This is a genomic window from Polaromonas sp. AER18D-145, from assembly GCF_002379095.1.
In the GTDB taxonomy this organism is placed as follows: Bacteria; Pseudomonadota; Gammaproteobacteria; order Burkholderiales; family Burkholderiaceae_C; genus Polaromonas.
Map to the genome: position 1 here is coordinate 70,982 of NZ_NBZV01000006.1, position 25,437 is coordinate 96,418.

General features: G+C 64.6%; 26 protein-coding genes. 6 read left to right on the plus strand and 20 right to left on the minus strand.

Annotated elements, in window-relative coordinates; translation table 11 throughout:
* The first annotated feature begins 37 nt into the window (after positions 1-37).
* A complete protein-coding gene (locus tag B7G52_RS05425) occupies positions 38-625 on the plus strand; it encodes a hypothetical protein (protein ID WP_096696624.1) in 588 nt (195 codons plus the stop codon).
* Between the two features lie 512 nt (positions 626-1,137).
* Here the strand turns inward: B7G52_RS05425 and priA are convergent.
* The 11 genes from priA to B7G52_RS23230 all read right to left on the minus strand — a co-directional run bounded on the left by priA (position 1,138) and on the right by B7G52_RS23230 (position 12,529).
* On the minus strand, positions 1,138-3,402 hold the full coding sequence (gene priA / locus B7G52_RS05430; RefSeq protein WP_096696625.1) for a primosomal protein N': 2,265 nt from the start codon (positions 3,400-3,402) through the stop codon (positions 1,138-1,140).
* 365 nt (positions 3,403-3,767) lie between these two features.
* Complete coding sequence (hemE, locus tag B7G52_RS05435; protein WP_096696626.1) at positions 3,768-4,868, minus strand: uroporphyrinogen decarboxylase; 1,101 nt, start codon at positions 4,866-4,868, stop codon at positions 3,768-3,770.
* 262 nt (positions 4,869-5,130) lie between these two features.
* Positions 5,131-5,874, minus strand: coding sequence for a hypothetical protein (locus B7G52_RS05440; protein WP_096696627.1), 744 nt, complete (start codon positions 5,872-5,874; stop codon positions 5,131-5,133).
* Between the two features lie 48 nt (positions 5,875-5,922).
* Positions 5,923-6,369 carry a CoA-binding protein gene (locus tag B7G52_RS05445; protein WP_096696671.1) on the minus strand — a complete coding sequence of 149 codons (447 nt, stop codon included), beginning with the start codon at positions 6,367-6,369 and terminating at the stop codon, positions 5,923-5,925.
* An 8-nt stretch (positions 6,370-6,377) separates the two neighbouring features.
* Entirely contained in the window at positions 6,378-7,010 is a 633-nt protein-coding gene (locus tag B7G52_RS05450; protein WP_096696628.1) for a thioredoxin family protein, read from the minus strand.
* Positions 7,011-7,049: 39 nt separating this feature from the next.
* Positions 7,050-9,203, minus strand: coding sequence for a protein-disulfide reductase DsbD (locus B7G52_RS05455; RefSeq protein WP_096696672.1), 2,154 nt, complete (start codon positions 9,201-9,203; stop codon positions 7,050-7,052).
* Between the two features lie 62 nt (positions 9,204-9,265).
* Entirely contained in the window at positions 9,266-9,604 is a 339-nt protein-coding gene (locus tag B7G52_RS05460) for a DUF167 family protein (RefSeq protein WP_096696629.1), read from the minus strand.
* A gap of 10 nt (positions 9,605-9,614) precedes the next feature.
* Positions 9,615-10,388, minus strand: coding sequence for an alanyl-tRNA editing protein (locus B7G52_RS05465; RefSeq protein ID WP_096696630.1), 774 nt, complete (start codon positions 10,386-10,388; stop codon positions 9,615-9,617).
* A 46-nt stretch (positions 10,389-10,434) separates the two neighbouring features.
* On the minus strand, positions 10,435-10,734 hold the full coding sequence (locus B7G52_RS05470) for a hypothetical protein (RefSeq protein WP_096696631.1): 300 nt from the start codon (positions 10,732-10,734) through the stop codon (positions 10,435-10,437).
* 53 nt (positions 10,735-10,787) lie between these two features.
* Entirely contained in the window at positions 10,788-11,990 is a 1,203-nt protein-coding gene (locus B7G52_RS05475) for a Fic family protein (protein WP_096696632.1), read from the minus strand.
* Between the two features lie 71 nt (positions 11,991-12,061).
* Positions 12,062-12,529, minus strand: coding sequence for a restriction endonuclease subunit S (locus B7G52_RS23230; protein ID WP_141397389.1), 468 nt, complete (start codon positions 12,527-12,529; stop codon positions 12,062-12,064).
* Positions 12,530-12,831: 302 nt separating this feature from the next.
* On the opposite strand from B7G52_RS23230, the gene B7G52_RS05485 reads away from it, so the two are divergent.
* From B7G52_RS05485 to cutA, 5 genes are all read left to right on the plus strand, one after another.
* On the plus strand, positions 12,832-14,463 hold the full coding sequence (locus B7G52_RS05485) for a B12-binding domain-containing radical SAM protein (RefSeq protein ID WP_096696634.1): 1,632 nt from the start codon (positions 12,832-12,834) through the stop codon (positions 14,461-14,463).
* A gap of 24 nt (positions 14,464-14,487) precedes the next feature.
* Positions 14,488-15,327, plus strand: a complete 840-nt coding sequence (locus B7G52_RS05490) for a creatininase family protein (protein WP_096696673.1) — start codon at positions 14,488-14,490, stop codon at positions 15,325-15,327.
* 348 nt (positions 15,328-15,675) lie between these two features.
* Entirely contained in the window at positions 15,676-16,164 is a 489-nt protein-coding gene (locus B7G52_RS05495) for a glutaredoxin domain-containing protein (RefSeq protein ID WP_170954682.1), read from the plus strand.
* A gap of 166 nt (positions 16,165-16,330) precedes the next feature.
* Positions 16,331-17,677 (plus strand): sorbosone dehydrogenase family protein, encoded by a 1,347-nt coding sequence (locus B7G52_RS05500; protein WP_096696636.1) that lies wholly within the window; start codon positions 16,331-16,333, stop codon positions 17,675-17,677.
* 13 nt (positions 17,678-17,690) lie between these two features.
* Positions 17,691-18,026 carry a divalent-cation tolerance protein CutA gene (gene cutA, locus B7G52_RS05505; protein ID WP_170954683.1) on the plus strand — a complete coding sequence of 112 codons (336 nt, stop codon included), beginning with the start codon at positions 17,691-17,693 and terminating at the stop codon, positions 18,024-18,026.
* On the opposite strand, the gene B7G52_RS05510 is transcribed toward cutA, so the two are convergent.
* From B7G52_RS05510 to B7G52_RS05550, 9 genes are all read right to left on the minus strand, one after another.
* Entirely contained in the window at positions 18,021-18,689 is a 669-nt protein-coding gene (locus B7G52_RS05510) for a histidine phosphatase family protein (protein ID WP_096696638.1), read from the minus strand. The two genes, cutA and B7G52_RS05510, sit on opposite strands and share 6 nt — an antisense overlap.
* A 163-nt stretch (positions 18,690-18,852) precedes the next feature.
* Complete coding sequence (locus B7G52_RS05515; RefSeq protein ID WP_096696639.1) at positions 18,853-19,875, minus strand: threonine dehydratase; 1,023 nt, start codon at positions 19,873-19,875, stop codon at positions 18,853-18,855.
* The gene (locus tag B7G52_RS05520) at positions 19,876-20,589 is read right to left on the minus strand and encodes a VOC family protein (protein WP_096696640.1); all 714 of its coding nucleotides are present in this window, start codon (positions 20,587-20,589) and stop codon (positions 19,876-19,878) included. It lies immediately after the preceding gene.
* A gap of 22 nt (positions 20,590-20,611) precedes the next feature.
* Positions 20,612-21,643, minus strand: coding sequence for a PhzF family phenazine biosynthesis protein (locus tag B7G52_RS05525; protein WP_096696641.1), 1,032 nt, complete (start codon positions 21,641-21,643; stop codon positions 20,612-20,614).
* 40 nt (positions 21,644-21,683) lie between these two features.
* On the minus strand, positions 21,684-22,304 hold the full coding sequence (locus B7G52_RS05530) for a glutathione S-transferase family protein (protein WP_096696642.1): 621 nt from the start codon (positions 22,302-22,304) through the stop codon (positions 21,684-21,686).
* Positions 22,305-22,306: 2 nt separating this feature from the next.
* Positions 22,307-23,548: a PLP-dependent aminotransferase family protein gene (locus B7G52_RS05535; protein ID WP_240523331.1), complete on the minus strand. Its 1,242-nt coding sequence runs from the start codon at positions 23,546-23,548 to the stop codon at positions 22,307-22,309.
* Positions 23,549-23,568: 20 nt separating this feature from the next.
* Positions 23,569-23,898: a DHCW motif cupin fold protein gene (locus B7G52_RS05540; protein WP_096696644.1), complete on the minus strand. Its 330-nt coding sequence runs from the start codon at positions 23,896-23,898 to the stop codon at positions 23,569-23,571.
* Positions 23,895-24,812 carry a DMT family transporter gene (locus B7G52_RS05545; protein WP_096696645.1) on the minus strand — a complete coding sequence of 306 codons (918 nt, stop codon included), beginning with the start codon at positions 24,810-24,812 and terminating at the stop codon, positions 23,895-23,897. The genes B7G52_RS05540 and B7G52_RS05545 overlap by 4 nt, the downstream gene beginning before the upstream one ends.
* Positions 24,809-25,429 (minus strand): LysE family translocator, encoded by a 621-nt coding sequence (locus B7G52_RS05550; RefSeq protein ID WP_096696646.1) that lies wholly within the window; start codon positions 25,427-25,429, stop codon positions 24,809-24,811. Before B7G52_RS05550 ends, B7G52_RS05545 begins: the two co-directional genes overlap by 4 nt.
* Between the last annotated feature and the right edge of the window lie 8 nt (positions 25,430-25,437).

A 25,437-nucleotide genomic window follows, 5' to 3' on the forward strand; every position in this document is an offset into this window, starting at 1 on the left:
TGGTCCGGTCATCTTCACGTTAAATTTCAAAGACTTCATGACACGAACTGCTTTCGTTGCCCTCGTCGGCTTGCTCCCGCTTTGGGTCGCCATTCTGGTTGTCGCATACATGGCGGTTGGTGATTCGTCGACGTTGGTCGTTACACCCTGGCTGGTAATTGTTGCGGTGCCAGCGTGCGCTGTCTCGCTGCTGCTTGTATTCGTTACGCTTGCAGTGCACTCTGGTGTTAAGGGAGATGAATCACGCAAGTTCAAAGTATCGTTAGTCGTGTTTACGGTTGGGGTTGCCGCGATCGCTATCACAGCGCTTCTGTTTCTGCATCAACGTCAGACATTGGAAAATGACGTCAAACGAGAAACTCAGATGGCCAGCAAGTTCGTCGCAGAGCATCAAACTGTGCGCCTGGCGGTTGGTGATGCTCCCAAAGTAAATTTGTCCTCCAGGACAACCTCGCGCGACGGTCCAATGCCAGGCAAATATGACTTCAGCGTGGTTGGGTCTAAAACGGTATATGCCATCGTCACTGTTGATCGCGCCAACGGTGTCGCGAAGTTTTCATTGGCTTGCATCACGCCTCTTTCGCTGGGGCAGCGAGAGGCGTTCAAGGATGCTTGTGCGCAGTAGGAATGAGAGCACTTTGAATTTAACTGTTTGCTCCAGCCGACCGCCGTCGGCGTCGGCTGAGCGCCAACGTTATGCATAAAGGTCTGCGCGTACTTCTGGCATCAACCGCTGCTCTTGTCAGCTTGCCTGCATTTGCATGGCTTGTGGCAGAGCTTGCTGCCTACTACGAGATGTTCTCGACTGGTATGAACTCTCGGGCCGAGTTGGGTGACGACCTGGGGTTTGGCATTCTTTTATTCATGGTCGTGCCGCCATTCACATTGGCTGGCGCAGCGTTTGTCTGGTGGCTTGTTTGGTCTCGCACTGGGCGCTCGAAAACCCCCCTCTCGAATGGGGGACGCCAATGCATAACATCCCGCTCCAGCCGACCGTCAAAAAGCTGAGCTTGCACGTTAAAGACGGCTTTAGAGCGGGCTGAAAGTCCGCAAACAGTCTGAAGCCGCCCTAGATTGCGGATACTCGTCAGCCGGTAGCGGTCGATAACTGACCATCAAAAATGGCCTATCCACCCCTCAAATCGCCAGCGGGTCCACGTCGATGGCCCAGCGGATCAGGCTTTTGAAGTCGCCTTGTTGCCGGGTCTGGTGCAGCACCGGTTGCCAGGCCGCCAGGAAGCGCTGCAGCGCGGCGCGTGAGGGGCTTTCGACCAGCATCTGCGCGCGTTCGATGTTGGCCACCCGCTGGATGGTCATGGGCACGGCCGGGTAAGGCGTGACGGCTTCCATGCCCGGCAGTTGCTGCGTCTGCGCGGCCGCCGCTGCCGCATTCAGAAAGCCCTGGGCCACGGCCTGCTCGCGCGCTTCGGCACGCACCAGCGCCGAATAGCCGAAGGGCGACATGCCGGCGGCTTCGCGCTCTTTTAACTCTTGCGCGGCAAAAGCCGGGTAGTCGTGCTTCTTGAGCGCAGCAAACAGCGGGTGTTGCGGGTGAAAAGTCTGCACCCACATTTCGCTGGCTTCGCCGCGCTCGGCATCGCGCCCGGCCCGGCCGGCGGCCTGCATGAGCAGGCCGAACAGCCGCTCGGGCGCGCGGAAATCGCTGGAGAACAGCGCGCCGTCGGGGTTGATCGCCGCGACCAGCGTGATGTGGCGAAAGTCATGGCCCTTGGCAATCATCTGCGTGCCGACCAGCACATCGACCTCGCGCGCATGCACGCTGGCCAGCTGCGACTCGAGCGCGCCCTTGAGGCGTGTGGTGTCGGCGTCGATGCGAGCGATACGCAAGGGGCTGCCGTCGGGGCGCCGGACCGGGCGGTCGCCCGCCAGCAGCTCGGCGATGTGTTCCTCCAGCCGCTCCGTGCCTTTGCCCACGGGCGCAATGTCGATGTTGCCGCAGGCCGGGCAGGCGCGCGGCACGCGTTCGGTGAAGCCGCAGTGGTGGCAGCGCAAGGTGCGGTCTATCTTGTGGAAGACCCGGAAGGCGCTGCAGTGCGGGCACTCGCTTTTCCAGCCGCAGTCGTGGCAGGCCAGCACCGGGGCATACCCGCGCCGGTTCAGGAAAATCAGCGACTGCTCGCCGCGCGCGATGCGCTGGCTGATCGCGTCCAGCAGCGGTGGCGCAATCGTGCAGTGTTTGGGCTGGTGGTTCATGTCGACCAGCCTGACGGCCGGGAGGCTGCCTTGTTGTTCCGCGCCCCCGATCCGTTCGCTCATGGTCAGGCGCTGGTAGCGGCCCACCACGGTGGCCTGCCAGCTTTCCAGCGAAGGGGTTGCCGAACCGAGCAGCACACGACAAATACGAGCCCCCACGCTTGTCGCTTCGCGTACTGCGCTGCCCCCCGGGGGGGCGCTGCGCCTGCGGCCCGGCCCTTCGACAGGCTCAGGACGGGCCAAGGCCGGTTCCGCGGCCCCGGCTGGTAAGGGAAAAGCCTCCGCGCCCTCACTGTCGCCTGCCTGTGATCGTGCGCTTTCCAGCATCGCGCGGTAGACCGCCAGATCCCGCGCCGAATAACGCGCGCCTTCCTGCTGCTTGTAGCTGGGGTCGTGCTCCTCGTCGACGACGATCAGGCGCAGGTTGGGCAGGGAGGCAAAAATCGCCATGCGGGTGCCCAGCACCAGCCGCGCCTGGCCGGCGTGGGCAGCAAGCCAGCTCTTGAGTCGCTGCGCGGGCGTCAGGCCACTGTGCAGCGCCACCACCTGGGCCTTGCCGAGGTGGGCAAAACGTTCCTCGAAACGCGCCTGCAGCTGCGGCGTCAGGTTGATTTCGGGCACCATCACCAGCACCTGGGCGCTTGCGTCGCCGGCCAGCACTTTGGCGGCGGCACGCAGGTAGACCTCGGTTTTGCCGCTGCCGGTCGCGCCAAACAGCAGGGCCGGCCGGGCATCGGCATCAAATTCGGCGATAGCCCTTTCCTGCTCTGCGCTGAGTGCTATTAAATCAGTAGTATCCGGAGTGTCCGGCGCGGGGACCACCGGCCGCTTGAGCCGGCGTGCCAGCTGCACGGTGCTCAGTTCGCGCAATTGCGGCGGCAGCGCGGCCAGTGCCACCTCGCCGATGGAGCGCTGGTAGTAGCTGGCGGTGAAACCGACCAGCCGCCGCCAGGTGGCCGACAGGGGCGCCAGGCCGTCCAGCGCACCCAGCACCGCCTTGGACTGGCTTTCCGGCAGGTCGCCGCTGTCCGGCAATACCTCCCACACCACGCCCAGGACTTCGCGTTTGCCCAGCGGGACGCGCACCAGGCTTCCCGGCGGAAGCGGCCACTCGCTCCGATAGGTCAGCGGCCCGGCCACGCTGCTGTGGGCGGGAGTGGCGACAACGATGCTGAGCCAGTACCTCATTTTCGGGTGGATCGATTGGAAGAACAGAGGGGATAGTTAACCAGATAGTCCTAAGATACATTTGCGAACATCGCCGTAAGTGCTTGATTTAAAAAAGCTTTGGCAGTCTTCCAAGGTTTCTGTGGATAACTTTGTTGATAAATTGCCCCGACACGCGTCCGGGCCTTATAAATCACGGCTTTTCTTAAATTGCCCGCAAAAAAAGCAGTTTAAAGATCCTATATGAATCAAGCACTTAGAAGCGCTATGGCTTTGATAGCGGGAGACCGACTTGTTACAGCTTCATGCGGCACCGCAGCACAAATTTTGTGAATAAGTCCAGTCTGCCGAGCCGGGATTTGTGCTATCAGACGGCAAAACCCGCATCAATGCGGGGTTCCCGTGCGCATGCGGCGTGAATAGGCGTGCACGGCGCGGACCAGCACCTCCACGTTTTCGGGCGGGGTGTGCTGGCTGATGCCATGGCCCAGGTTGAAGATGTGGGTCGGGCCGGTGCTGCGCGTGTCCGCATGCGGGGTACCGAAACTATCCAGTACCTTGGTCACTTCTTCCTCTATCTGCGCCGGGTTGGCGAACAGCACATTGGGGTCCAGGTTGCCCTGCAGCGCCATGCGCCCGCCTACCCGCGCGCGGGCCTGGGCCAGGTTCACGGTCCAGTCCAGGCCGAGCACTTCGCAGTCGAGCCCGGCCATCTGCTCCAGCCACAGGCCGCCGCCCTTGGTGAACACCAGGCGCGGAATGATCACGCCGTCATGGCTGCGCTTGAGCTGGCTCAGCACGCGCTGGGTGTAAGCCAGGCTGAAGGTCTGGAAGGCCGCGTCGGCCAGCACGCCGCCCCAGCTGTCGAAAATCATCACCGCCTGGGCGCCGGCCTCGATCTGCGCGTTCAGGTAGGCCGCCACCGCGTCGGCATTGATGGCGAGCATCTTGTGCATCAGGTCGGGGCGCTGGTACAGCATGGTCTTGACCAGGCGGTAGTCGTTGGAGCCGGCGCCCTCGACCATGTAGCAGGCCAGCGTCCAGGGGCTGCCGGAAAAACCGATCAGCGGCACCCGGCCGTTCAGCGCCTTGCGGATGGAGGTGACGGCGTTGAAGACATAACGCAGTTTTTCCATGTCCGGCACTTCGAGTTTGGCCACGGCCGCCTCATCACGGACGGGTGTCGCAAAACGCGGGCCCTCGCCGAGTGCAAACGACAGGCCCAGGCCCATGGCGTCGGGCACGGTCAGGATGTCGGAAAACAGGATGGCGGCGTCCAGCGGGTAACGCTCCAGGGGCTGCAGCGTGACTTCGGTGGCGTAGTCGGGTGAGGTCGCCAGACCCATGAAGCTGCCGGCCTTGGCGCGGCTGGCGCGGTACTCCGGCAGGTAGCGTCCGGCCTGGCGCATCAGCCAGACGGGGGTGTAGTCGGTGGCCTGACGCAGGCAGGCGCGCAAAAAGGTGTCGTTTTGGAGGGGAGCAAACATGGCTCCATTGTCTCAGAGCCGTGAATCTTTCTACTGCGAGGGCCGATCTGGCGCCCGCGTGGCGGCGCGGGGGAGTTTTGAATCAAGCAGGGGCCGCGGGTCCGGCTTTGCCGGCCCGCAGGCGCAGCGGCCCCCGAGGGGCTGGAGCCTGCGGCTCCAAAGCTGCTTGAGCAGCTTTGGACAGGCGACAGAAGCGAAGCCTCTGGCGAGCGGCGGCCTGCAAGGCCTCGGGAGTTACACGAAGTGAACGACCGTGGGGGCCCTACCTGACCGGTAGGAACTGGAGGAAAGAAGCGCCCGCCAGGCTCTGCACATAGGTGATCACGGCGCGACGGTATTTCTCGGTCAGGACTTCGGAGAGCAGGTCGAGCCGGCCGATGACCTTGCCGAACTCGCGCTCGAAACTGAGGTTGCGTTCGCGTTCGGAGATCTCGTCGGCCAGCAGCAGGGGCTGGCCGGCCGGGTTGCGCCGCGAGGCCAGCAGCCAGACGGCCGACTCGATGTTGCGCGCGGCGTTGTAGATATATTGCGCGTCCAGGCTGTCGACCAGGTAGAAGTCGGTCTTGCCGTTGTGCGCCACGATCAGCATGTCGGCGCTGGCATACACAAAAGCGGCCACCCGGTCGCCCCGGAAGTCGGGGCTCAGCGCCAGCGACAGGGCGGCGATGTCGCGTTTGCCCTGCAGCTCCGGCCAGGGCGTGCGGCTGTCGATGGCGCTGCGCACGCGCTGGACCGCCGCCTCGCGGCTGGTGCTGCCGGTCTTGCGCCATTCGGCGGGGTTGCGCCGATACAGCTTGTCGAGCAGGCGGTACAGGCTGTCGAGGTTGTCGCGCATGCCCAGGGTGGCCATGCGGTTCACATCCGATTGCGCCAGCTCGCCCGAGGTCAGCGGCGCCACCTGCGTTTCACCGCGGTGGGTCGGGGCCGTCTGGAGGCAGCCGCCCAGCAGCAGCAAGGCCGGCAGACAGAACAGGGACAACAGCAAAGGCCGGTGCGGGGAGGGCATGCGGCGATTATCCCGGAGCCGCCGCAGGGCGCAAGCGCCGCGGGCCCGTCAGCCGCCGGGGGCCGGCAGCAGGCCGCGCGACTTCAGCACCCTGTGGTCAACCATGAGGCAGTGGTCCTGCACCACCAGCAGGCCCGCCGCTTCGGCCTGGGCGGCGGCCGCCGGGTGGCGGATGCCGAGCTGCATCCAGACGGCTTTGGCACCAATGGCGATCGCCTCGTCGATGATGGGCGGAATGTCCTCGCTGTTGCGAAAGCAGTTCACCAGGTCGATGTGTTCGTGCTGCGCCGCTTCCGTCAGGCTGGCATAGGCTTTTTCACCGAGCACCTCGCTGACATTCGGGTTGACCGGGATGATGCGGTAACCCTGGCCCTGCATGTAGCGCGCCACGTCGAAACTGGCGCGATGCGGCTTGGGCGACAGGCCCACCACTGCAATCGTGCGGCAATGGGTGAGGATATGGGGCAGACGTTCGGCCGGCGGGAGAGCGGTCACGGAGGGGCTCATGCCTTGTACTTGATCGAGCAGCCGTAGGCGCGGCTGCTCGCCACGCTGAGGGCCTTGCCGGCCAGCGCTTCGTTCAAGCCCTGGCGCACATAGTTGGTCGCGGTCCGGATGTCATCCACGCGGGCGGAGGGCACGCTGTCGATGGCCCCGGCATACATCAGCTGGCCTTGCGGGCTGATGATGTACATGTGCGGCGTGGTCCGGGCGCTGTAGAGCTGGCCGATGCTGCCGGACTCGTCCATCAGGGTGGCGCTGGCCGCCGCCTGTTTGTTGCGCATCCAGCCGGCAAGCTGGGCGGGCACCAGGTAGTCGCCGCTGCCGGTTTCGGTCGAGTTGACGGCCAGCCAGACCACCCCTTTGCCAGCGGCCTCCTTCTGCAGGCCCTGCATGTTGCCGTTGTAGTGTTTTTGCACAAACGGGCAGCCGGGGTTGGTCCATTCCAGCACCACCAGCTTGCCCTTGTAGTCGCTGAGGCGATGGGTTTTTCCGGTGGTATCCACTGCGGAAAAGTCCGGCGCGGCCTGGCCAACGACCGCGGCCGCGTGGGCGGTCTGTGTGAACGTCGCAGCCCACGGGGCGGTAAACAGGGCAGTGGAAAAGATCCGGCGATTGACGCGGTGATTCAACATGGCTGGATCTCCTTCAGAAAAATGAAGTGACAGGCAGTACTAGAGCTTGGCCAGTTCGGCCCGCACATCAGCGACCGACAGAATTTCCGACAGCACCACCGGCGCGCGGCCGGGCTTGTAGATCACATACACCGGCACGCCGTTGCGGCCCAGTTGCGCCAGCGCGGCGGTCACGGCCGGGTCGCGGCGCGTCCAGTCGGCGCGCAGCAGGGCTACGTTTTTGGCATCCATGTCGGCCAGCACGCCGGCATCGGCCAGCGTGGTTTTCTTGTTGTACTGGCAGGTCACGCACCAGGCGGCGGTGAAATCGACAAACACGTTCTGGCCCTGGGCCGCAAGCTGGTCCACCCGGCCCGGCTCCCAAGCCTGCCAGCGGTCCGAGGCTGCTGCAGCGGCGCTGGAAGCCTCCAGCGGCTTGATGATGTTTTGGCCCACAGCCCAGACGCCGAAAGCGCCAAGCGCTATCGAAAGCGTAGCGGCTACGGTTCGGGTCCGGCCCCGCAGTGTCAGCGACCACAGCACCAGCGCCATCAGCACCAGCAGCGCCAGCAGGGCGCCGGCACCGTCGATGCCGCTTTGCTGGCCCAGCACCCAGACCAGCCAGGCGACGGTGGCGAACATCGGAAACGCCATCAGCTGCTTGAAGGTCACCATCCACGCGCCCGGGCGCGGCAGGGCGCGCGCCACCGCTGGCACGGCACTGGCCGCCAGATAGGGCAGGGCCATGCCCAGGCCGATGGCCCCAAACACCGCCAGCGCCTGGAGGGCCGGCAGGCCCACGGCGTAGCCGAGCGAAGCCCCCATGAAAGGCGCGGTGCAGGGCGAGGCAATCGCGGTGGCCAGCACGCCGGTCAGAAAGGCATTGAGCGTCGGGTTTTTGGCCTGCAGGCCGGCGACCTTGCCGGGCACCACGCTGCCAAATTCAAACAGGCCCGCCAGGTTCAGGCCGATCAGTGTGAACAGCACGGCCAGCCCGGCCACCACGGCCGGGCTTTGCAGCTGGAAGCCCCAGCCGAGCTGCTCGCCGGTGGCGCGCAGGCCCAGCAGCAGGGCGCCCAGCGCCAGGAAGGACAGCACCACGCCGGCCGTGTAGGCCAGCCCGCCGCTCAGGCGGGTGGCGCGGTTTTTCTCCTTGGCGAAACTCATCACCTTGATGGCCAGCACCGGAAACACGCAGGGCATGAGGTTCAGGATCAGTCCGCCCAGCAGCGCACCCAGCAGGGCAGCGATCAGTGTGAGCGGCGGCGCGCTGCTGCCGGTGGGCGCCGCACCCAGCGCCGCATTGGCCTTGAGCGCTGCTTCCAGCGCCGGCGACACCGTGGCCGCGGCAGCCACGGCCGGCCAGTCGCCCTTGACCGGCACCTCGATGCGGTAAGCGGTCTGGTCCAGCGCCACCACCACCGGCATCACGCGCGGGCTTTCGCTGCGCTGGCTGGAGAGCGGCAGTTGCGCGGTCCACACCGCGCCCTGCCATTTTTGCTGCCAGGCGCCGGCGGGCTCGATCACGCTGCCGGTTTCGGGGAAAAAGTCCAGGGTCTTGCCCTGCAGGCGCGCGGGCAGGCCCGCGAGCGCCACCTGGATGGTGTTGGCGCTGACCTGCACCTCGCTGCCGCTTGCGGCCTGCGGCTGGGGGCTGGCGGCAAAGGCGGCGGCAAACAGGCCGCTGCTGCTGCCGGTCGAACTGCGGACCGGGATTTGCAGGGAAAAATCACCTTCCTGCGGAATACATTCCTTCTTGCAGATCAGCCAGCTGGCCTTGAGCCGGATGTCGAGGTTGGCGGCGTTGAAGCCGGGGGCCACGGTGAGCGGCACCGGCAACAGCACGGTGCCTTCGTAGCCATAGTTGGCAAGGGTGCCAATCGGTATCTTTTTCGGCGTGGGCCAAGCGATGTCGCCAGCGGTGACACCGGCCGGCAGCGTCCATTCGAGCAGGGTCGGCAGGCCGGAATCGCCGGAGTTTTTCCAGTAGGTGTGCCATTCGGGAATGTGCGCCAGCTGCAGGCCCACCCAGACCGGTTTTCCCGGCTCCACGCCATCGGGCGCCCAGGCCAGCAGTTCGGCACGCACCTGGTCGGTGCTCACCACGGCATTCGCCGGGGCCTTGTTGGTGAAGCTGAGTTGGGCGGTAGCGCCCGTCGTGAAAGCGCAGGCAGCTATCAAAAACAGAGCGGACGTCAGGCGGTGAAAAATCATGGTCATGGTGTGAGCGGCACGCTGGCCTTTAGTTCCGGGGACGGTGCCCGAAGGCCTCTGTCCTATTGTCGTCCGGCAGGGGCCGTGGGCAGGCCGGGCTGCGCAAACACCGCCGGCAGCTTTTTCGGCGCGCGTATGCGCAACTGCTTGTTGACGTTTTCCCGGCCGAAGACCACCTCGATGTCGCTGACCGCCACGCCGAACAGCGGCGCCAGGAAACGCAGCATGTGGTCGGTGGCCTTGCCGGCCTGTGGCGCCGCGGTCACGCTGACCTTGAGCTGGGTGCCCTTGGGTTTGCCGATCGCGTCACGGCTGGCCGACGGTTTGCCCAGGATGTTGACCACCAGCACCTCGCCGTCCCAGGCAAAAAAGGTGTCGCCGGTGGCATTTCTTGGTCGCATCGGACAAGGATCAGGCGGCGAAACCCAGCACCACGCGGCGCGTGGTGGCGCTTTTCTTCTCGATTTTGGTGACCACCACCGCGCCAATCTCGGACGTGTTGGCCACATGGGTGCCGCCGCAGGGCTGGAAGTCGATCATGGCGTCTGCCCCGGCGCCGCCGATGCGGATGGTGCGCACCTGGCCGCTGCCGCGCGGTGGCTGCACGCTCATGCTTTTGACCAGGGCCGGGTTCGCGTCGAGCTCCGCGTCGCTGATGCTGCCCACGGCCACCGGGTGCGCGGCGGCCACCAGCCGGGCAATGCCCGCGCTCAGAAGGTCCTTGTCCAGCGGGTCCGTCATGTTGAAGTCCAGCCGCGCATAGTCGGGCGTGATCGAGCAGCCGTTGACGAGCTGCGGCACCAGGTGGCACAGCAGGTGGGTGGTGGTGTGAAAACGCATGAGCCGGTGCCGGCGCGCCCAGTCGACGCGGGCGGTTACCACATCCCCGGCTTTCACGCCCGTGCGCAAAAGGTGGTCCTCTACAGACGCGGCTGGGTCCGGCAAGGCCGGCAGGTGGCAGATCGCCGCTGTGAACTCGCCCTGTTCGTTTTTGCCCTTGCGGGTATCCGCAATGACGATCTCGCGCCCATCGGCCAGCACCAGCACCCCGGTGTCGCCGGCCTGGCCGCCGCCCAGCGGGTAAAACACGGTGCGGTCCAGCACCAGGCCTTGCTCGGTCACCGCGGTTACGGTCGCGCTGCATTCGGCCAGATAAGCGTCGTCTCTGAACAGGGTGTGGGTCATGGTTTGATCATATTGACTATGAGAGGTACTTTGCCGGACCTGTCAGTCAAGCCGCCCACTTGCGCCCCTGAGCGGCATGGTCCAGCACCAGATGAAAAACGTTGTCGCACTTGGCCTGAAACAATACCCGGTCATAACCCTCCACGGGAATCTGCGGATTCAGTCGCCAAGCCGCAGCCTTCAGCCGCTGGGGCAGCAGCACGTCGCGCTTGTCCTTGCGGTCCGATCCGTCATTCAGGTCTGCCGGGTCTGTGGTGTGGCAATTGAGCACCTCAAACCCGCACACATGCTGCAGGCGCTGCAGCAATGCCTGCTCAATCTGGTCTTTGGAGATGACGTTGGCCATGGCTTTGATTGATGACGGTTGTTATGGGTTGGCTCGAATCAGTCTGTGTTCACTCAATGTGTCTGCGCGCTTGCTGCGTCGGCTTCAGCCTCTGGCCAAAGGCGGGGAAACAAAAAGCGAAGCGCATGCTGCGGCAGACCGAACCTGACCTTCCCCTGTGGCGAGTCGGATTTCAGCAACCCGCGCTTGACGAGTGCTCCCAGCGCATCGGTGGCACCCCGGTCGCTCATGCCCAGCATGGACTTGAAGTCACCACGCGTCATCTCTTCACCGCTCAAAAACAGGTAATGCAGACCCCTTAAAGACTCTTGCCTGACGCCCGACTTTTCAACCGTCGCCTCAAACACCAGACACGCTTCAATGCGCGCCTTCATGGAGCCAAAGTCCAGCATGCCAGTCATAAACACCACCTGGTCCAGACAGGTGTTCAGCACATAGTCAATCCAGGCGGTCAACGCCTGTTCACTGAGGTTGCCGCGGCCGTCCAGATCCCCACGACGCGTGCTGTCGGCGTCGGCCAGCAGCGCGTAATAACGCTCACTACTGCGCGCAAAGCCACGCAGGGGCGACCACAGGCCACCGGTGTAACCCAGCGCGCTCAGCAACGTGTGCGTGTGCAGTCGCATCACTCGGCCATTGCCATCCACAAAAGGGTGAACCCAACCGAGCCGCTGGTGCGCTGCAGCGATGGCTACCAGAGCCGCCTCACCGCGCCGCACATTGGCGTAAAACCGTCCCCAGCGCGTCAGAAATGCCGGCACGCTCGCAAACGCAGGCGCCACATGATCGCCAACCTTCACTTCGCGCGCGCGCAACTGCCCGGGTGTGATGGGCTCGCCCTCAGGCGTCACCAGGTCTTTGGCCGGCAGGCGGCTGAACAGCTCATGGTGAATGGCCTGCACTGCCTCGGTCGAGTAAAGCGCTTTGGCGCCTTCGTCCCCACGATAACGGGTCTCCAGCGCCTCCTCGGCCTCGATGTGTGCCACCGCCAGCCGCTGCTTGGCGGCCAGTTGCTTGTCTTTAGAGAAATCCTTACGCAGGGCCTGGTCGATTTCGTGCGGCTGCGTGTGCTGGCCTTCAATGCGGTTGGAGTAGTACGAGTTCATGCTGCGCAGCAGGCGGTGCAACTCCGGCGGCACCGGCGTGCCCGCCAGCGTTGTGGCCGTGCGAGACAGGTCATGCGCCTTGGCCAGCAAAAGCTCCATGCGGCCCTCAAGCGGCAGCAAGGGCTCAAACTGGTGTGGCTCGGTGTACATGCGCTTATTTTGCCAACTTTGAAAGTTTTGTAAATAGTTGATTTGATTGTTGTTTTTGCTATTTTTGCCAACTATTTTGCGTAGATGAAGGCCGACTGGGCGAGGCCAGTTGCGTGGGCGTACAGGACTTTGGAGCCTGAAAGCAGGGTTCCCGAGGCACCAAAGCCTGTTTCAGGCATCAAATTGGCCCCGGCCCTTTGCTGATGGGCGGGTGAAGCTATCAATAACATAGCTGATCCGCGACCTGGTAGCCGCCATTTCAGGCCGAAAGTGGATGTCCAGCCCGTCCACGGCCAGCTTGCCGGAATCAGGCGTTGGAGGAGGGCGGCGCGGGTGGCTTGGAGGCTGGCGTTGGCTTGGTAGAGAGCCGCAATCTGCCTGTCGACAGGACGTACAAGGGCTTCAAATTTCTCCACAAGGGCCACACTGGGTTCGAAGACGCCGAGCCGAGCCAGTTCGTCTTTGCCAACGGCATTGAAGATTGAGCCGTTGCCTTGCCAATAATGTCTTCCGTGGCGAATGCCACCTTCAGCAGACAAAGCAGGTAGCCATTGAAACCGTGTTTGTGGCGAATCGCCGCCAGGCCGCGACCGATGATCAGCTCCTGCTCTGCGATGTTGCCTTCCAGAGGTCGGCTTCGAGTTTTTTGAGCGGTTCTTTGTTCATGAGGTACTGGTTTGCGTCGTCGGGAAAGTTGTAACGAAAAAGTGAGCTCAGCCCTTAACCCGTATGCGTGACTAGCTATCAATTGCATAGTGAAACATCTCGCGCGCGCGTGACAAAGCGCGTGCATGGGCCAGTTGATAAAGCAGATCTGGGCACATGCTTTGATAATACCGGCATGAACTCCCTCGCGCCTTCGCCCGTTCTCCCTGTGCCCCAGGGCGGGGCGCGCATTGTCCTGGCCACGCTCAACGCCAAATACATCCACGCCTCGCTGGGCCTGCGTTACCTGCTGGCCAATATGGACCGCCACGGCGGCGCGGGCCTGCGCGCGCAGACGCGGCTGCGCGAGTTTGTCATCGGCCAGCCCGAGACCCGCATGGTGGAAGACCTGCTGGCGCTGCAGCCCGAGGTGATCGGCCTCGGCGTGTACATCTGGAACGTGGTGGAAACCACGCAGCTGGTGCGCCTGTTGAAAACCTTGCGGCCCGACATCAAAATTGTGCTTGGCGGACCCGAGGTCAGCCATGAGGTCGGGGCGCAGGAGATCTGCCGCCTGGCCGACCATGTGGTCACCGGCTGGGGCGACGTGAGTTTCCCCAAGCTCTGCCGCGCGCTGCTGGACGGCCCGCAGCCGCTGATGAAAGTCATCGCCGGCGAACAGCCGCCGCTGGAAGAACTGGCGCTGCCCTACAACGACTACACGGCCGAGGACCTGGCGCAGCGTCTGCTGTATGTCGAGGCTTCGCGCGGCTGTCCGTTCAAGTGCGAATTCTGCCTGAGCTCGCTCGACAAGACCGCCTGGGCCTTTGACCTGGATGTCTTCATGGCGGAGATGGAAGCGCTGTACCGCCGCGGCGCGCGCAACTTCAAGTTTGTGGACCGCACCTTCAACCTGAAGATCGACAACTCGGTGCGCATCCTGCAGTTTTTCCTGGACCGCATCGCGCAAGCACCCGATGTGTTTGTGCATTTCGAAGTGGTGCCCGACAGCCTGCCGGACCGCCTGAAAGAGCTGATCGCGCAATTTCCCGACGGCGCACTGCAGTTCGAGGTCGGCATCCAGAGCTTCAACCCCGAGGTGCAGCAGCGCATCTCGCGCAAGCAGGACAACGGCAAGACCGCTGACAACCTGCGCTGGCTGGTCACGCAAAGCCGCGCCCATGTGCATGCCGACCTGATCTTCGGCCTGCCCGGCGAGACACTGGAGAGTTTTGCGGACGGCTTTGACCGCCTGCACGCCCTCGCGCCGCACGAGATCCAGTTCGGCGTGCTCAAGCGCCTGCGCGGCACCCCGATCACGCGGCACACGCTTGAATTTGCGATGGCCTACGACCCGCACACGCCCTACACCATCTTGCAGAATTCGACGGTGGATTTTGCGACCATGCAGCGCATCAAACGCTTTGCGCGTTACTGGGACATGGTTGCCAACTCGGGCCGGTTTGCCTTGAGCCTCGATCTGCTGCTGGGGCCCGGCTCGGCCTTCGGGCATTTCCTGGCCTTCAGCGACTGGCTCTGGCAGACGACGGGCAAGACGCATGAGTTTGCGCTGGAAAAACTGGTGGACCTGCTGTTTGCACACCTGACGCAGGTGCGCGGGCTCAATGAACAAGCCGTGCGTGCCGTCTTGCTGGCCGACTACCAGGCGAGCGGCGCCCGGGCCCGGCCTCACTGCCTGGCGGGTTTGCTGAGCGGTGTGCAGAAGTCGGAGGCATCTGACAAGCGCCTGACCGGGCGGCAAAACCGCCATCTGAGCCAGCAGAAGAGCCTGCGCGAAGACATTCGCCAAGCCGCTGCGGCTGCCTGACACGGCAAGCGGCACAATATGGCCATGACAACGCCAAGCCCGCGCCGCTACTTCTGGGCCGATCTCAAAAGCCCCGACTTTGCCCGGCTGGACCTGGCGCGCACCATCGCCGTGTTGCCTGTGGCCGCCATAGAGCAACATGGCCCGCACCTGCCACTCAATGTAGATGCCACGCTGGTCGACGGTGTGGTTGCAGCCACCTTGCCCCATCTGCCATCTGCCTTGTCGGTGCTGTTTTTGCCCACCCAATCAGTGGGCATGAGCCCGGAGCATGCCCGCTTTGGCGGCACGCTCACGCTCAAGGCCGAAACAGTGATTCACCTCTGGACCGAGGTTGCCGAGTCAGTGGCGCGCAGCGGCGTCAAAAAACTCGTGTTGCTCAACTCGCACGGCGGCCAAGTCGGCTTGCTCGATGTCGTGGCGCGCGACCTGCGGGCGCGGCTGGACATGTTGGTGTATGGCGTGAACTGGTTCAACCTGCCGCTTCTCGACGAGCAGGGTGGTTCGGTGGCGAATTTATTCAGTGCAGACGAGCATCGCTTTGGTATTCACGCCGGCGAGATTGAAACGTCGATGATGCTGGCCCTCAAGCCGGGGCAGGTGGACATGGCGCAGGCGCAGAATTTTCATTCCACCTCGCGGGACAGGGCCAAAAAGTTCAGCATCCTGGGCGACGGTCGCAGTGCCAAGCTGGGCTGGCAAATGCAGGACTACAACGCGCAGGGCGCGGTTGGCAATGCCGCCGCCGCCACAGCCGACAAAGGCCGCGCATTGTTAGGGGCCGCAGGTCGCAGCTTCGCGCAACTCCTGACTGAAATTGACCAGCTGCCCAGTGACACGCTAAGCAACAAAACGGCGTTTTAAAACACCGAGGCACGTGGCCCAGCCCGACTTGGGAGCCAAGCGATGGAGCTTTCGCGCCACACTTTCGGAAAAGGTGGCCAAATGCACTAGCCGACTAGCCGACTAGCCGACTAGCTGTAAGCACGTAACATCCAAGGCGTTTCAATAGTTAGGGGCGGTAAGGGAATCGACTAATCCATTCGTGGCAGGGGCTCCATACACCTCATAGGAATGACGATGAAGAGTCTACGAACCCCATACCCGATACTCCCCGGTGAAATTATGTCCAAACCCTCCGTTGAGCCCCGTCTGCGAGCAAGTGTCGATTGCTTGCGGATGCTATACATGTCAGACGTTGGGCGGCATAAGATGAGTCCGTTTCTGCTGCTCCTGTTTGCTTTTGCCGCCTCCAGTACTGCAATTGCTCAAACGACAACAACGCTCTTTAAGTCGATCGGTCCTGACGGCAAGACGGTCTACAGCGATCGGCCGACCCCTAATGCTCGCGAGGCCAGGGCCCTTACGTTTCATAATGCGCCAGCCAGCCCTCTCTCTGCGGAAACGCTCCTGTATATCGATCAGCTAAAAAAGGCGGCGGATGCAAACACGAAAATACCTGGTACCAGCGAGACGGTCCTCTTTTCTGCTGTCTGGTGCGGTTATTGCAAGTTGGCGAAAACCTATCTCGCGACCAAAAAAGTTTCTTACCGAGAGGTCGACATAGACACGAAAGATGGTCTGCTTGCCTACGCGCGGGCTGGCGGCAAACAAGGTGTTCCGCTCCTGGTAGCGAATGGCCAAAGCCTTTCAGGGTTCTCGTCTGCGTCCTACGATGCCATACTTGCTCCCCGCAAATAGCCGGCGCACGCGCGCAGTTCGACGCCTGACATCTGCGTGTGGTCGGCTTGGCGCTTCCGCTTGATTCTGACCTTCACTTGCGCCGTCGACTGACAGCAACGCGCGCGCGCTGATTCATGCTGGAAAACACTGCGGCCGTTTTGTATGCCGCGACAAGGCTTGTCACATGAAGTTCTCCAAAGCCCCGCACTCAACCGCGTTTTCTTCCGGTTTGGCAACTTGGGTTCTCCTGGCAGCAGGACTGACCGCCTGTGGCGACATCTCCAAGTTGCCGTCCGGTGCCGACCTCGGCGCCACGCCGACCCTGCCGCCACCGACGAAGACGCTGATCCCGACCGTGCATGTCGCCGAGGCCATCGGCTGGCCCGCGGGTGTGCTGCCCGTGCCGGCGGCCGGGTTGCGCGTGACGGCGCTGGCCAGCGGACTGGACCATCCGCGCTGGATCCACGTGTTGCCCAACGGCGACGTGCTGGTGGCCGAGAGCAACAAGCCGGCCCAGCCGCAGGCCGGCTTCAGCATCAAGGGCTGGATCACCGGGCTGGTGATGAAACGCGCCGGCGCTGGTGTGCCCAGCGCCAACCGCATCACCCTGCTGCGTGATGCTGACGGCGACGGCGTGGCTGAAACCCGCACGGTGTTTTTGCGGGGCCTGAACTCGCCCTTCGGCATGGCGCTGATCGGCAACAGCTTTTATGTCGCCAACACCGATGGCGTGGTTCGTTTCCCTTACGAACCCGGTCAGATGACCATCACCGCGCCGGCCGTCACCGTGACCGACCTGCCGGGCGGACCCATCAACCACCACTGGACCAAAAGCCTGATCGCCAGCCCGGACGGCAGCAAGCTGTATGCAACCGTGGGTTCGAACAGCAATGTCGGTGAAAACGGCATGGAGGCCGAAGCCGGCCGTGCCGCGATCTGGGAGATCGACCCGCAGACCGGCGCCAAGCGCCTGTTTGCGACCGGCCTGCGCAACCCCAATGGCATGGGCTGGGCGCCGGGCGGCGCCTTGTGGACGGTGGTCAACGAACGCGACGAAATCGGCAGCGACCTGGTGCCCGACTACCTGACCTCGGTGAAAGACGGCGCGTTTTACGGCTGGCCCTACAGCTACTTCGGGCAGAACGTGGATGAACGGGTCAAGCCGCCGCGCCCCGATCTGGTGGCGGCGGCTGTCGCGCCCGACTACGCGCTGGGCAACCACGTGGCGCCGCTGGGCATGGCGTTTGCCGAGGGCAGTGCGCTGCCGCCAGCCTTGTCCAGCGGCGTGTTTGTCGGTGAACACGGCTCCTGGAACCGCAAGCCGCGCAGCGGCTACAAGGTGGTGTTTGTGCCGTTCAGGGACAGCCGGCCCAGCGGCCTGCCGATCGATGTGCTGACAGGTTTTGTCAGCCCGGACGGCAAGGCCTGGGGGCGACCGGTCGGCGTGGCCATGGACAAACGCGGCGCCCTGCTGGTGGCCGACGATGTGGGCAATGTGGTCTGGCGCGTCAGCGGCCAGGCGCCACGTTAGGACCGGGCCGCTCATGGACGCGGTCTGCATGGTGATGACGGCCGTCGGCAGCGAGGCCGCCGCGGATGTGTTGGCGCAGCAGCTGGTCGAAACGCAGCTGGCCGCCTGTGTGCAGGTGATGCCGGTGAAGAGTTTTTATGTCTGGCAGGGCGAGAGCCGGCGCGAAGCCGAATACCTGCTGCTGGTCAAGACCCGCGCGGCACTCTATGCGCAGGTGGAAACTTTCATTCTTGCCCATCACCCGTACGACACGCCGGAGATTCTGCAGTTGCCGGTGCTCACGGGCTCCAGCGCCTACCTCCAATGGCTGCTCGCTTCCACGCGGGACGCAGGCGGCCAGACCCTATGAGTAGGTGATCCAGTCCGCGTGTTCCAGTGCATCCAGGTGCGGCAGCGTGTTGTAGGTCACGAGCATGTGGCGTTTCGGCGTGAAGGCAAACTCGGTCACCGAGCAGTTGCGTATGCGCAGGTTCAGGTCGATGGTGGCCTCGGGGCTGGTGCCCAGCACATGGCCCACGGCGGTGGCAATCGGGCCGCCGCTGGACACCAGCAACACGTTGCCGGTGTAGCTGGTCTTGACGTGGTCCAGCACCTCGGTGATGCCCGCCACGAAATCGGTGTAGCTGGGCATGCCGCGCGGGCTGACCACGCCGGCCATCCATTGCGCCAGGCCGTCCTTGAGCAGGCGGAAGTGGCTGCGGTACATCTCGGGCGAGGTCGGCTTGTCGAGTTTGGCCGGATGGATGGCCGCGATCACCGCTTCGGCGTCATATTCATTGAGCCCGGTCTGCCGCAAGGCATCGAGCGCCATGCCCATGCCCTCGCAGATGCCGGCAAAGGTCTGGATCTGGCGGTTCAGGGTGCCGGTCAGCGCCGCGTCGAAGGTCACGCCCTTGTATTTGAAGTACTCCCCCAGGCGCACGCTCTGCCGGTGCCCCATGCTGCTCAGCACATCGTAATTTTCAGCGCCAAACGAGGCCTGGCCGTGGCGCACAAGGTAAAGGGTTCCCATGGGCAAATTGTGGCGCGCTGCGCTCTTGCTTTTAGTCACGCGCGTGACTGAAGGTTCGAGTTCAGAGGTTTTGGGCAGCAAACGTGCGGCAACACTTCAAGCAGGGGCCGCGGATCTGGCTTTGCCAGTCCGCAGGCGCAGCGCCCCCTCGGGGGGCAGCGCACTACGCGAAGCGAGAAGCGTGGGGGCTCAATACCTTCGCGACAGTGGCGCTGTCCACGTTGCCCCCGCACAGTGTGGTGCCCACCACCTGGCCCTTGAGCTGCGCGCGCTCCTGCATGGCGGCGGCAAAACTTGCGGCCCCTGCGCCTTCGGCGATGTTGTGGGTGTCGGCATACAGGTCGCGCATGGCCTGCGCGACTTCGGCATCGCTGACTTTCACGATGTGGTCCAGGTGCGGCAACAGGATGTCGAGCGCGGCCGGGTCCGCGATGCGGCAGGCCATGCCGTCGGCCAGTTGTGTGCTGACCGGCGCTTCGACCACGCGGCCGGCGGCCAGCGAGTCGGCGTAGGTGGTGGCGTGTGCACTGACGACGCCGACGATGCGCAGCGTTCGCCCCAGCGCCAGTTTGGCGGCAATGGCCGAACACGCGCCCGAGCCCTGGCCGATCGGCACATAGACCACATCGAGCTGCGGCACCGCCAGCATGAACTCCCACCAGTAGGTGCTCACGCCGCTGAGCAGGTCGGCATGAAAACTCGGCACCATGTGGGCCCCGCGTTCGGTCGCCAGGCGCATCGCGAACTCGCGGCTTTCCTGGAAGTCCTCCCCGTGGTCGATCAGGGTGACGCCGAGCGCGCGCATGGCGGCGTTTTTCTCCAGCGAGTTGCCGCGCGGTACCACGATGGTGCAGGCCACGCCATGCGCGCGCGCCGCCCAACCTATGCTTTGCCCGTGGTTGCCACGCGTGGCGCTGACGACTTCTGCCGGCAGGGCATGGCCCTGCTTCAAGGCTTCGAAATAAGTCAGCCCGCCGCGTATCTTGAAGGCACCGACCGGCGTGTGGTTCTCGTGTTTGATCCAGCAGTCGGTGCCCAGGCGCTGGCTCGACAGGCCCCAGCGGTATTGCGGCGTGGCCTGGAACTCGCGGTAGACCACGCGGGCCGCGGCTTCGATGGCGGGCAGGTCGGGCAGGCCGGTACCGGGACGGGTAGCGGGCGGAGCAAGCGCTTGCGTACGGTACATTCAGACGCCTTTCGATTCCAGCATGACCAGGCCACGCGGTGTTTGTAAGGTGGCGATGAGGTTGGGCGCGCCCGGCGTGACCGCCACACCAGCCAGCCCGATGGCGGCATGCGCCGCCTGCAGCTTGTCGGGACGCGGGTGGCGGACCTGCAGCGCCTGCAGCGTCACGCCCGAGGGCGCCATGGCGTCCAGCGGGTGGGCGGCGCGCGCCGGGTCTTCGCCAGCCTCGCCCCACTGGATCAGGGTGGGCAGGCCGCCGTAGAACAGCCGCTGGCCGTCATCGCGCACGGTGATGCGCCACTGGAGCAGCGCCGTCGCGGTCTGGCGCGAGGCTGCCACGACGCTGCCGCGGTCCAGCCCGAGGGCGGCCAGGGCCTTGACGGCAGTCAGCACGCCCGGCACGCTGGCGACAAAATGCACCAGCTGCGGTCCTTCACGGGTCACAAGGGCCTGCAGCGCGCGGTCGTCCATGTCGAACCAGCGGTGTGTGCCAGCCGCCCTGAGGGGCGTGACGCCGGGCTGGATCGCAATGATTTCGAAGTAGGCGCGCGGGAAGGCCGGGCCGGCCACGCTGAACAGGCGGTTGTGCGTGCCCATCAGCGGATGTTCGCCGCCGGGGCCGGGCGTGATGCCCAGTGTTTCCTCGCACCAGGCCACGCCCTGCGCCAGCGTGCCAGCCACGACGACCAGGTGATCGACCTGGGCCTGTTTCATGGCGCGCGGCGCACAGCGTCACTCACAGCGTCACCGTGCCATCGATGCAGGTGACCGATTGACCGCCGACCCAGACCTGTCCAGAGCCCGTCGAAGTGGCCTGGGCTGAACCCTGGGCATCAGGCTCGCGCGTCAGGTAGACGCGGCCGGCGCGGCCCAGGCACGTGCCTTGCGCGGCCATATAACGTTCGGGCGCATGGCCTTCGGCCATCAGCCATTGCGCCAGACTGGCGTTCAGGCTGCCGGTGACCGGGTCTTCCTCGATGCCGATGGGCGCTGCAAAACCCCGCACCTCAAAGTCTGCCGTGGCCGCTTCTGCGGGGCTGGGGTGTGTGCTGCCGGAAAAAGCGCGCGCCTCGCGGTTGGCGCGTGCTATTAAAACAGGAGCTGTCTGCGCTGAATGGGCGCCGGCTACACCCACTTTCAGGCCATGTTTCTTGAGCGCGGCGTGATCCGGTTGCAGCTGCAGCACGGTGTCGGCGCTGTCCAGCAGCAGGCCCAGCCACACCGGTCCGTTGTCGAGCAGTTGCGCGGCCAGGATGTGTTGCGCTTTCAGGCCGAGGGCGGCAGCCACCTGCGCCAGCACCGCAGGGCTGGGCGCCGAGCGCTGGAGGGGCGGCGCGGCAAAGGCCAGCCGCCCGCCGTCCTGTCCTGAGCTTGGCCTGTCCTGAGCATGTCGAAGGGTCGAAGGGTCGCGCCGGATGTTCACCAGGCCGACCTGGCATTCCTGCACGATGAAGTCCTGGCGCTTCGGCGTGCCGCCGGCCTGCAGCCAGGCGTGGCAGCTGCCCAGCGTGGGATGGCCGGCAAAAGGCAGTTCGCCGCCCGGCGTGAAGATGCGCACGCGGTAGTCGGCCGACGGATCGGCGGGCGGCAGCACAAACGTGGTTTCCGACAGGTTGGTCCAGCGCGCAAAACGCTGCATGGCCGCGTCGTCCAGGCCGCTGCCGTCCAGCACCACGGCCAGCGGGTTGCCGAAATAGGGCTGGTCAGTGAAGACGTCGACTTGTTTGAAGAGCCTGTCCTGAGCTTGTCGAAGGAGCCTGGTTTTCATGCTGTGGGACCGGAAGGTGAGAGATGAGAGGTGGAAGTTGTCAGGACAGTGCCAGGTCCAGCACACCCTTGCTGGCTTGCCGGGCGCACAGGATGTCGTACCAGCGCTCAAGGTGGGGCCGGCCCTGGCGCGGCTGCGGCAGGCCGAACCAGCGGTGCACCTCGCAGGCCACGGGAATGTCGGCCACGGTGAAACGCTCGCCGACCATGAAGCTGCGCTGCGCCAGGTGGGTGTCCAGCATCGCCATCAGCGCTTCGACCGCGGCATTGGATTCGGCAATCAGCGCGGCATCGCGCTGCTCGGGTGGCGTGCGCACCAGCTGCCAGAAGCCGGGGCGGCTCGCCGGGTTCAGCGTGGTCTGCTGCCAGTCCATCCAGCGTTCGGCGTCAAAACGCTCACGCAGGTCGGTCGGGTACATGTCGCCGGACGAATGCCGGGCGCACAGGTAACGCACGATCACGTTGGACTCCCACAGCACAAAACTGTCGTCCTCGATCACCGGCACCAGCGAATTGGGGTTCAGTGCCATGTAGTCGGGCGTCTTGACCAGGCCAAACAGGCCGCCTGCTTCGGTGCGCTGGAGGTCCAGGCCCAACTCCTGCGCCGTCCACACCACCTTCTTGACATTGATGGAGCTCATCCGCCCCCAGATCTTGAGCATGGTTATTTAGCCCCCACGCTCGCCGCTGTGTCCCGTTCGTCCTGAGCCTGTCGAAGGATGGCCGTGCCGGGACGGCTCTCCCGGATCGCTGCCGCGAGCGCCGCAATGCCGGTGTTGATCTGCGCGATGCTGGCCGTCACAAACGACAGGCGCAAGGTGCGTTCGTCGGCGTTGTCGGCGTAAAAAGCGGCGCCCGGCACAAAGGCCACGTTTTTGTCGACGGCTTTGGGCAGCAGCGCCACTGCGTTCATGCCGGCCGGCAACCGCGCCCACAGGAACATGCCGCCGTCGGGCGTGTTCCAGCTGACGTCCGATGGCATCTCGCGTTGCAGCGCGGCCAGCATGGCGTCGCGTTGCGATTTGTAGAGCGCGCGAATGGTCGGCACATGGCGGTCCAGGAAACCGTCCTTCATCACCTCGGCCACCATGCGCTGGTTGAAGCCGGGGCTGTGCAGGTCGGCGGCCTGCTTGGCCTGCAGCAGCTTGGGGTAAAGCGCCTTGGGCGCCACCAGAAAGCCCAGCCGCAGGCCGGGGGCCAGCACCTTGGAAAACGAACCGAGGTAGAGGCAGCCGTCGGGGTTGCGCGCGCTCAGGGGCAGCGGGGGCGGCGTGTCGAACCAGAGGTCACCATAGGGGTTGTCTTCCACGATGGGCAAACCCAGTTCGGCGGCGCGGGCCGACAGCGCGGCGCGGCGTGCCTCGCTCATGGTGCGGCCGGTCGGGTTCTGGAAGTTGGGCAGCACGTACAGAAACCTGGCGCCTTTGGCCTTGCGTGCGAGGTCGTCCACATCAATGCCGTCGTCGTCGCTGGCCACACTCACCACCTGCGGCTCCATCGGCGTGAAGGCCTGCAGCGCGCCCAGGTAGGTCGGCGTTTCCACCAGGATGGGGCTGTCCTTGTCGATCAGGATCTTGGCCAGTAGATCGAGGCCCTGCTGCGAACCGGTGGTGATCAGCACCTGCGCCGGGTCCACCTGCCAGGGCAGCATGGCTGCCACCATCTCGCGCAGCGGGCCGTAACCTTCGCTGGCGGCGTATTGCAGGGCCGCCGGACCGTCTTCGCGCAAGACCTTGGCGCAGGCCTCGGCAAACGCGCTGACCGGAAAGGTCTTGGGCGAGGGCAGGCCGCCGGCAAAACTGATGATGCCGGGCTTTTCGGTGACCTTGAGGATCTCGCGGATCACCGAGGGGTTCATTTTTTCGGCGCGTGCGGCCAGGGTCCAGTGCATGTTGCTTCTTTCCATGGTTGTGCTCTTTTCTGTCGTCAATCCACGATAAACAGTGTCGCACCTTTGGGTGCGCTTGATCGGTGCGCCTCAGCCCCATCGGCCACCTGGTAACTCATGCCGGGTAGCAGCACATGCCGGCTGCCGTCTTCCAGCTCGGTGTGCAGTTCACCCGCCAGGCACAGCAGGACATGGCCCTTGCTGCACCAGTGGTCGGACACGTAACCGGGCGTGTACTCGACCATGCGCACGCGCACCTCGCCAAACTGCTGCGTGCGCCAGAAGGCCTGGCCGCTTTGTGCCGAATGCTCGCCGCGCGCCACGGCGGACCAGTCGGTCGTGCCGAAAGGGATGTGGCTCATCTTCATGTGGCTTCCTTCCAGGTGGCGGTATGGACGGGCATTTTCTTGCCGGCAAACACGGTGGCAATCACGGCCAGGCTGAAACCCACGGTGACCGCGTCCAGGCGCTCACCGAGCAGCGGCACCGCAAACAGCATGGACAAAAAGGGCTGGACCAGTTGCACCTGGCTGACACGCACCGTGCCGCCCAGCGCCAGGCCGCGGTACCAGGCAAAAAAGCCCAGCCACATCGAAAACACCCCGAGGTAGGCAAAACCGGCCCAGGCGCTGATCTTGATCGCCACTTGGGGCCAGCTCAGCAGCGCCAGCGGCAGCGTCAAGGGCAGGGAGATCAGCAACGCCCAGCAGATCACATGTTCGGCCTGCATGTGTTGCGACAGCCGCGCGCCATAGCCATAGCCGACCGCCGCGCACAACATGCCGGCCAGCAGCAGCCCGTCTGCGAAGTGGATGGACAGGCCCGCGGCACTGCCCGAGCGCAGCAGTGCAAACGCCACCACCAGCGCGCTGCCGAGGGCCGCGCACAGCCAGAAACCGGCCGATGGCCGCTGGCGGTGCAGCAGGGCGCCGACCGCGGCGGTGGCCAGCGGCAACACACCGACGATCACGCTGGCATGCATGGCCTCGACATAACGCATGGCGATGGACGTGAACAGCGGAAAGCCGAACACGACACCGCCGGCCGTGATGGCCAGCGGCAGCCAGTCCTGCCGCTGCGGCAGTGGCGCGCGTGTGGCCAGCAGGAACAGCGCCGACAGCGCGGCGGCCACCACGGCCCGGCCCAGCGCGATGAACACGCCCGACATCTGCGGCGCCTCGGGCGTGCCCACGGCCAGGCGCGTCATCGGCAGGGTCACCGCAAAAATCCCTATGCCCAGCAGGCCCAGCCACAGGCCCTTGTTGATCTGTTGCTGCGTCATATAAAGAGCATCCAGACCGCAGTCGCCACCAGCACCGCCGCCATGGCGCGGTTGAACCCCACCAGGCGCCGGCCGCTGCCGGCGGGCCCGGACAGCCACTCGCGCAGCAGCGAACCGGCCAGCGCGTAGACCAGGTTGCTGGCAAAGGCATAGGCCAGCATCACCGGCAGCACCACGGCAAAACGCAGGCCGGGGTCGCTGCGCCCGGCGATCCAGCCGCTGACAATCGCGAGCGCCAGCATCCAGGCCTTGATGTTGACGAACTGCAGCGCCGCGCCCTGCCAGAAGCCGACGTTCATGCGTTCGGCGTCGGCTTCGCTGAGCTGGCCCAACTGCCGGGTGCGCGCGATCTTCGAGGCCAGCCAGAGCAGGTAAACCACGCCGATGAGCTTGATCGCCAGGCCCAGCAACGGAATTGCCAGCAGCAGCGCGCCCAGGCCCAGCGCACACAGGCTCAGCAACACGCCCCAGCCGACCGGCACCGCGCAGACAAAAGGCATGGCGCGGCGCAGGCCGTGGTTGGCCGCCAGGGCGGTGGACAGGGTGGTGTTGGGGCCGGGAGAGAAACTCATCGCCGTCGCCAGCACCAGCAGGGCTGTAAATTCTTGCCAATTCATGACTCAGA